The sequence below is a fragment of the Isoptericola sp. NPDC055063 genome (assembly GCF_053608125.1).
Map to the genome: position 1 here is coordinate 129,180 of NZ_JBSGUW010000016.1, position 7,995 is coordinate 137,174.

The window sequence follows — 7,995 nt, forward strand, 5'->3', positions numbered from 1 at the left end:
CCCGTCAGCACGGAGCGATCAGCACTGAGGATGGACTACCGCGGCACGGGTCCGGTCGAGCCTCGTAGCCGCAGCTCCGGGTCGACGAACGACTCGGTAGCCCGCACGGTGCGATTCTGGATCATCGTGACAAGTGTGCGAACACAGTTCTCGGCGAGGGTCTCGACCGGCTGCCGGACCGTGGTCAGGGGCGGATCTGTGAAGTCGAGCATGTACGAGTCGTCGTAGCCGACGACCGACACGTCCTTCGGCACCTCGAGCCCCCTGCGCTTCGCCGCCCGGATCGCCCCGAGCGCCATGTCGTCGCTCGATGCCACGATCGCAGTCACGCCGCGAGCGAGTAGTTCGTCCGCGGCATGGCGTCCCCCATCGACCGAAAAGTGATGCCGCACCACGTAGTCCGCAGCGTCGTTCAGCCCGCGGGCGTCCATCGCAGCGACGAACCCCTCGATGCGCCGATCGGCCGGTGTGTTGCCGGCGGGACCTGCGCACATCCCGATGCGTCGGTGCCCGAGGTCGTACAGGTGCGAGACGGCGAGCTCGGCGGCGTGCCAGTCGTCGGTCGAGATGACCGGAGACTGCCCGTCGGAGAAGGCACCGTTGACGCTGATGTATGGGATGCCCCTCCCCTCGAGGAGGTGGCGGGCCATCGGATCGGCGTTACGCAACGTGTTACTCGCCGAGAGGAACACTGCAGCGACCATGCCCGCATCGAGCATGGGCTCGATGTAGTCCCGCTCCATGACCGATCCAGGGACGATGGGACAGAGGAAGGCACGCAGGCCGTGCGGCGTCAGCTCCTGCTCGATCGCCCAGGTCATGGCGGCGAAGATCGGCGTCTTCAGTCCGGGAACGAGGATCACCACGATCTCGCCCTTGAGGGGCCGCTCATATCCGACCTGCCTCAGTGCCTTCTCGACCGCCTTGCGCGTCGACACGGACACCCCGTACTTGCGGTTCAGGACGCGACTCACGGTCGCGTCGCTCACGCCTGCGATCGCAGCGACCTCGGCAAGGCGGACCGTCCCAGCCGGGGACCGCGGACGCCGCCCGCTCCGCTCGGTCGCCGCAACCGCATCGTCACCTTGCTCGCTCATGGGCATAGTCTGGCCGATGCAGACACCTCGTCGCCTAGCGGCGCGCCAGCCCCGTGGTCAGGCGCCGACGCGCCGGACCACGCTCCACGGCGGCACTTCGAGGAATCCCACTGGTGCGAGCCTGTCCACGCCGCCTGCGACAACCCGATAGGCCACCCCAGGCGTCGGCGTCGCGTTGACGACAACGAGTTCACGCACGCCTTCCAGATTCAGATCGGCAACGGCTGCCTCGTAGGCGACCACCACAAGTTGGTCGCCGCGACGCGCCTGCACCACCGGATAGCCACGGTTGGGTGGCCCTACTTCGAGGTCCCCACCGAGGAGCGTGCCGCGCAGCGCGCGCCAGAGCGATAGCTCCCTCGCGACCGTGCGCCGGTGTTCCTCCGAGAGCTCTCCCAGCGGCATCGACACCTGCGGCACCCCGAAGAACCCTGCGAACAGCTGTCTACTCACGGACTCGGCCGACGCCTCGGGGGCCCACATGATCGGGTCCGCATGCACGACCTGTCCCCCGCCCAGCACCCGCAGGTCCACGACCGACATCCGGTTCTGGTCCGCGTCCGCGGGGCAGTCGGTGGCACGTACGACGTCCGCATACGCCCCGACGACCGGCGAGACGTATGGTTGCCGGAACTCGACGAGCGCACCGGGCCGGGACGCGTCGACCGTTTCCGCTACGCGCTGCAGGAGGTCAACCATCGCGAACCCGACGTCGTCCAGGTCCCCCGTGCTAGGTGTCCCGGCGTACGCCATCGCGTTGTTGAGGAAGTCGATCTTCAGCCCGTCCAGACCGTAGTCGGCCACGAGCCGCCCGCACGTGATCGCCACGTGCTCCCGTACCTCACGGTGCCTAGGGTCCAGCACCCAGGCCCGCAACCCGGCCGAGTACGAGGTGGCGAAACGCTGGAGCCTGGCGTAGGCGTCGCTCTGCTCACCCACCAGCAGCGGCGCGAGCCAAAGCACGACGTCGAGCCCGTGTCCGTGCGCCGACTCGACGAAGGCGGTCAGGTCGGGGAACTTCTCCGTGTCGGGCATCCAGTCGCCGCATCCCGTGTACCAGCGGCCATCACCGAAGCGCTGCCACCCGTCGTCCAGGAAGACGGACCCGAACCCGAGGTCGGCCGCGACCGGGAGATCCCGCCCGACGGTCTCGGCGGAGATGCGCTGCGAGTAGGCGTACCAGGTGGAGTACACGGGCTCGACCGCAGCACGTGCGGGCTGGCGGACCGGGGTGCCCGCGTACAGCGCGTCGACGATCGTGCGCACGGCGACCGCGACCGGACGCGAGTCACGCAGCAGCACGAGCTCGAGCTCGTCGGTCCGCGCCGTCACGCGACCGTCGACGGGCAGTCGTACGACGAAGTTCTTCTCTTCCTCGGACACGCCGAACTGCAGCTCGCCCTCACCGGTCGTCCAGCTGCAGCCAAACGCTAGCTGGCTCCGCCCGTCGGCGTCGTAGAGGGCTCCCAACGGCGCTGACCGGATCGCGCTGAACCGGTCCGAGCCCTCCCAGTCAGCGGGCAGGCCGCGGTCACCGCCGAGTCCGGGGTACCAGTACCCGCACGCATCACCCAGGGGGGACTGCAGGATCACTTGACCGCCGTCGACCACCTTGAGCCGGATCCTGGTCACCGCCCCCTCGTCGTGCACGCCGAGCACACGGCACCCTCCCCCGGTCCCCAGGCGGAGCCCGAGCGAGAGCTCCGACCAGTCGACGAGCGAGAGCTGATGGTCTTCGAGTAGCACGTGGAGGACTCCTGTTGCTTGATCGCACCCGTGCGGGTGCCTGCGACATTTGCGGCGATGCGGTGCAGGAAGAGCTGAGACGTTCGGACGTACCGGGTGGGACCAGGCGACCAGCGAGAACCCGTCGATGTCATGCCCTCGGACGAGCAGACCGATTCGTCCCTGACGCCATCACCCCGGTGCGCTGCATATATGCGGCCGTATCATGCAATTTTACATGCGACGAAGGCCAGATCCACCCTTCGTCGAGATCTGGTGACGCCGTCTCGCCGCACGTCGTCCAGACGAGGAGAGGGCGACTCCCCGTGGGGAGACGCCCTCTCGGCGTGATTGCGCGTACGTGTCAGCGCTGCGTGGCCTCGTCGCAGGTCAGCGTCGCGGCCGCCCAGTCAGCATGGTCGGAGGAGTTGCCGTCACCTGCGTTGCCGATGCGCAGGGTGACGAAAGAGGCACCCGTGACGTCGGCGTCGACCTTCTCCGCAGGGTCGCCCCCGCGCAGCACGCCCGTGGAGGCGACCTCCTTGCCGTCGGCGAGCACGGCGAAGGTGACGCTGCCGCGGTCACCGGACTCATCGTCGATACCGACGTCAGCCGTCAGGGAGGAGCACTGGCCGCCGGTGTGCACGACGATGTCGCTGTTCGCGTGCGCACCGAGCCCCTTCGCGTACTCGGTGCCGCCGATGGCGATCGGGTTGCCGTCACCCTGACTCGAGTCACCGACGCTCGTGTCGCGCTCGACCGGGCCCCAGCCGTTGGTGGCCGAGACCCACTCGAGGTCACTGACGAAGTTGGTGCCCTGCGGGGCCGGCGGCACGACGGTGAGGAGCAGCGCGCTGGTCGTGCTCTCCTCGAGGTCGCGGCCGCTCCACTCGGCCCGCGCCTTGACCCGGTACGTCCCGGTCTCGACCGACTCCGGGGCGGTGACCTTCCAGCGGGTGACCAGCTGGGTGCCGCCGCTCATCTTGCGGGCGGTGGTCGTGCCGGACGGCGTCGCGGACCAGCCCTTCGGCGTGGACAGTGCCACCGACACGTCCGACGCTTCCCTGCTCCCGGTGACCTGGAACGTCGAGGTGACCTCGATCGGCTCGCCGGGCGCGATCGCGACAGGCCCGCCGTCGTAGGCGGCGTCCGCCTCCAGCCCGAGCGCGGCCGTCGTGCGGCGGGCGACCTGGTCCGTGTCGCGCACCATCGTCAGGATGCCGGCGGCGGACCAGCTGAAGTTCGGGGTGTTGTTCCCGTCACCATTGCTCGAGTCGTACTTCTCCCAGATCGGCTCGTCGCCCTGACCCAGCCCCGTGGCGTTCGCGAAGAGCTTGCTACGCAGCAGCTCCGCGTCGTTGAACAGCCCGTACCGGTTGAACCCGGTCACGGCGAAGCCGACCTGGTCGGGCCAGGCGCTGCCGCGCGTGTAGGAGTCCGGGTCGTATGTGTCCTGCTCGGCGGAGATCGGAGGCAGCGGCACGAAGGTGTTGAACTGCGTCGGGTCGAGCGCGTTCTCGCGGACCCGGTCCGCCTGCTCCCGCGTCGCCGTGCCCGACATCAGCGGGATGATGCCCTCGATGCTCTTGCCGTAATCCAGGCGCGGCCCGTCGGCGCCGAGCCACTTGTCGTAGAACCAGCCGGACTCCGGATCGTACATCGTGTCCCGGATCTCCTGGTCGATGGCGTCGGCGTCCGCGCGCAGCTGCGCGGCCTCCTCGGTCTTGCCGAGCTTGTCGGCCAGCTTCGCCATGGCGCGGGTGTTCATCGACATGAACGCGTTGAGATCCACCGACTCCTGGTTCAGGGAGTACCCGATCTGGTTTCCCTCAGCATCGGTGTTGTGCACCACCTTGAGGTCCCCGCCGAAGTCGAAGCGCGGGCCGTCGTCCATCCCGCTCTCCCACGCGGCGGCCAGGCGGGCGGCATCGTCGGAGTTGTTGGCAGCGTCCATCGACGCGCCGTACTCCAGCAGGAGGTTCTTGTCATGGTCGCGGTGGCTGAACCACCAGTCACGCTCGGCCTTGAGCTTGGGGTAGATCTCCGCCAGGAACTCTTGGTCCGGGTCGGAGGCGTAGACCTCCCAGGCCGCCCATGCGGCCAGCGGCGGCTTGGTGTTGCGCGCGTTCCAGTGGGCGGTGCCCTGCTCCTTGGTGCGGAACCCGACGACGTCGGGGATCATTCCCGCGTCGGGCCCTTCGGTGAACTGGTTCTCGAACTCCGCGAGCACGATGTCGCGGGCGAGCTCAGGCGAGAAGATCGTGGTGCCGACGGCCTGCTTGAACATGTCCCACGGCCAGTAGCCGCCGGAGTAGATCTTGTGGTTGGTGGAGGGGACCATGCCGCTGTGCTCGAACTGGCCGGCCGGCCCGCGCCAGTTGTTGACCAGCGTCTCGACCGACTTCACAGCGACTCGCCGGTACTCGGGCGCCACACCCTCGACCGCGTTCTTGACGTAGCCGTCCCACCGGCGCTCGGTCGCGCGGATCGCCGTGTCCGGACGCCGCAGCGCCTCGGTGGCCGCCACGGTCGCCTCGAGCCGCTCGTCCTCGGTGAACGTGTACGTCTCCGTCCAGGCAAGGCGCTGCGCCTCGCGAGTGGCGACCAGCGGCTCGTCACGGGTCGTGACGTAGCTGTCCCCGTCCACCACCGTGGTGGTCGGATCGGCGTGCCGCACCTGAAGCGCCTCGGTGCCGTCATAGAAGTACGGCGCAGCCTTGGTCGCCTCGAACCGCACCTCGACACCGTTCTTGCTCGCCCTGAGAGAAGGCGCAGACTTACGCGGCTCGGTCTCCGGACGCATCAGGTCCCCCGTCCAGGAGACCTCCAGCGCGCGACGCTTCGCCGAGCTGACCTCGGCCGTCACCAGCGCCGTCTGCTGCGAGACGAACCGCAGGTCGAGGGTCAGCGTGACACCGTCCACCTCGTAGGTCTGGCTGATGCGGCCTGGGTAGGAGTGGGTCGTGGGAGCCGGCAGCGCGAGCTCGGCCCCCGTCTTCGCGTCCCGCAGCTGTAGCCTCGTGAGCGCCTTGCTCAGGTACCACGGCGACTCCTGTGCGTACGCCAGCGGGCCGGTGAACCCACCGTACGTGTCAACGTCACCCGGCGCCGGCAAGCCGTAGGCGTGGTACGACCCCGCGTCGAACAACGGGCTGAGCAGGTTCACCCCGCCCATGTCGGCCTTGGCCGGCGTACCGGTCCGGTCGATGACGTCGGGATAGGACACGGCACGCTTCACGTTCGCGACGACCTCCTGGGACACGCCAGTGGACGGGACGCCCTGGAGGGCTGCAGCTCCGGCGGGGGCCACGCATGTCACGACCAACGCGCCGGCGGTCAGCACCGCGGCACCGAGCCGGGCGCGTGGTCGAGCCGCAGAGCGCTCCGACCTGGACTGTGGGATGGGCATGAGTCGTCCTTCCTGAGTGGGGGCGCCGGGGCCCGGCGACACGTGGGACTCCGTTCGGCCCTATGGCACCGCCGAGCAGCTCCACCTCGAGCCGCGCCGAGCCAGTTCGTCCTGGCGCCTGCAATGATGGATTACAAACTTACAGTTGTCTAGACCTGTGAAGGAACCTTCGGCTCCCGGCATGGGCGGCCAGGTGGCGCAGGAACTGCCGCCCGGATCGACGCGCAACCGCGCGCCACAGGCGGGGGGCGGGTTCACGGCGTCGACGCCGCCGCCAGCGCCACGGCCCCGCCGCGCACTCCACACCGCCCCCGTACGAGCTCATAGCCCGGACCGGGCAGCGCATCCGACCGAGGCAGGGGGCCGATCCGCGCCGCTCCGACGACCCAAATAATCGCACCCTTGACATCAATATGGTTCGCGGCCTTCAATGAGCAGCGCTTGCTCCTTGTCCGGTCACTGATGCCCGTCTCTTGAAGGAGATCCGCATGCCCCGAAGTTTCCTCAGTCGTCCCCTCGCCGGCCTGGTGGCGGGTGTCGTCAGCTGTAGCGCTCTGCTGGTCCCGGCGGTGGCCGCGCAGGCGAGTTCCGCGCCGTCGTTCGCGCCCCAGGCGCAGGCCCCGCTGCGGACCATGCTCCAGGCCGAGGTCGTAGAACCGACGCAGGCCAAGGTCGCCACCCGCACGGAGAATGGTTGGACGCAGCAGTTCGCGAGTGCGCCGTCGGCGCTGGCCGAGGCCGCGCGGGTCGGGGTGGAGTACGCCCCGACGACGGACCTGCAGCCGACGGGCCTGTATCTGCCGCCGAACACCGAGCTGACCATCACGGTCTCGGGCGTGAAGGCGAACGACCCGAACGGCGTGCCGTCGGTCTCGATCGGCGCGCCGGACAGCCAGATCGACGAGAACGACAAGAAGATCCCCACGCGCCTGACGCCACTGGCGCGTGGGAAGAACACGGTCTCGGACGTGCACGGTGGTGTGGTCTACATCGACTTCCAGTCCAAGACCGCGACGCCGTCGACCGCGACGCTCACGTTCGGCGACACGGCCGAGCAGATGGCGACCTTCACCCGCGGCGTCACCGGGGAGGCGGCGTTCCAGCGGCAGCTCGACCGCCTGGACGCACCCTTCGTGGAGCTATACGGCAAGAAGTCGATGATCACGGTGACCCGGCAGGCGCTGCTGAAGTACCGCAACGAGCACCACAACCAGCTCCTGGCGGCGCTCGACCGGATCATCACGGTCGAGAACAAGGTCGCCGGCTACGGCCCGGTCGGCGCGCCGGACGCACCGCCGGCCGGCGTGCACCACCTGATCGGCTTCCCCAAGGTCATCCAGGGGGTGGGTGCGTACGCGTGGGACGAGATCACGGTCTATCCCGTGCCGATCCAGGACAACCTGCTCAAGGTCGACGGGCTGCGCATCTACGGCTTCGGCCCCTGGCACGAGATCGGCCATCAGCACCAGCAGTCGGCCGTCCTTCCGAGCGACCTGCTCGAGGCCAGCGTGAACACGTACGCGCTGGCGGCCCAACGTGACTTTAGCGAGTACGGCTCCGTGCCGCGCCTGCGGGCGGTCAACTCCAGCGGGACCTCGGACTGGGACGACGGCATGGCGGCCCTGAAGACGGGGGTCGACAAGTACAGCGACCTCCCGCGGGCGACCTGGGTGCTGCCGTTCGAGCAGCTGCGCCTCGCCTACGGCGACGATTTCTTCCCGGACTGGCACAAGGTGGTGCGTCAGCAGGCGGACGACCTGCTCG

General features: G+C 68.8%; 4 protein-coding genes. 1 reads left to right on the forward strand and 3 read right to left on the reverse strand.

Annotated features, from left to right (window positions below; genetic code table 11):
- Positions 1–35 precede the first annotated feature (35 nt).
- The 3 genes from ACWF41_RS18765 to ACWF41_RS18775 form a co-directional block, all read right to left on the reverse strand.
- Complete coding sequence (locus ACWF41_RS18765; protein ID WP_380347053.1) at positions 36–1,103, reverse strand: LacI family DNA-binding transcriptional regulator; 1,068 nt, start codon at positions 1,101–1,103, stop codon at positions 36–38.
- A gap of 51 nt (positions 1,104–1,154) precedes the next feature.
- The gene (locus ACWF41_RS18770) at positions 1,155–2,843 is read right to left on the reverse strand and encodes a glycoside hydrolase family 36 protein (RefSeq protein WP_380324203.1); all 1,689 of its coding nucleotides are present in this window, start codon (positions 2,841–2,843) and stop codon (positions 1,155–1,157) included.
- A 343-nt stretch (positions 2,844–3,186) separates the two neighbouring features.
- On the reverse strand, positions 3,187–6,084 hold the full coding sequence (locus ACWF41_RS18775; RefSeq protein WP_380324200.1) for an MGH1-like glycoside hydrolase domain-containing protein: 2,898 nt from the start codon (positions 6,082–6,084) through the stop codon (positions 3,187–3,189).
- Between the two features lie 635 nt (positions 6,085–6,719).
- Here ACWF41_RS18775 and ACWF41_RS18780 point away from each other — a divergent pair.
- Positions 6,720–7,995 (forward strand): M60 family metallopeptidase (locus ACWF41_RS18780; RefSeq protein ID WP_380347055.1); only part of this gene is annotated, 1,276 nt, incomplete at its 3' end.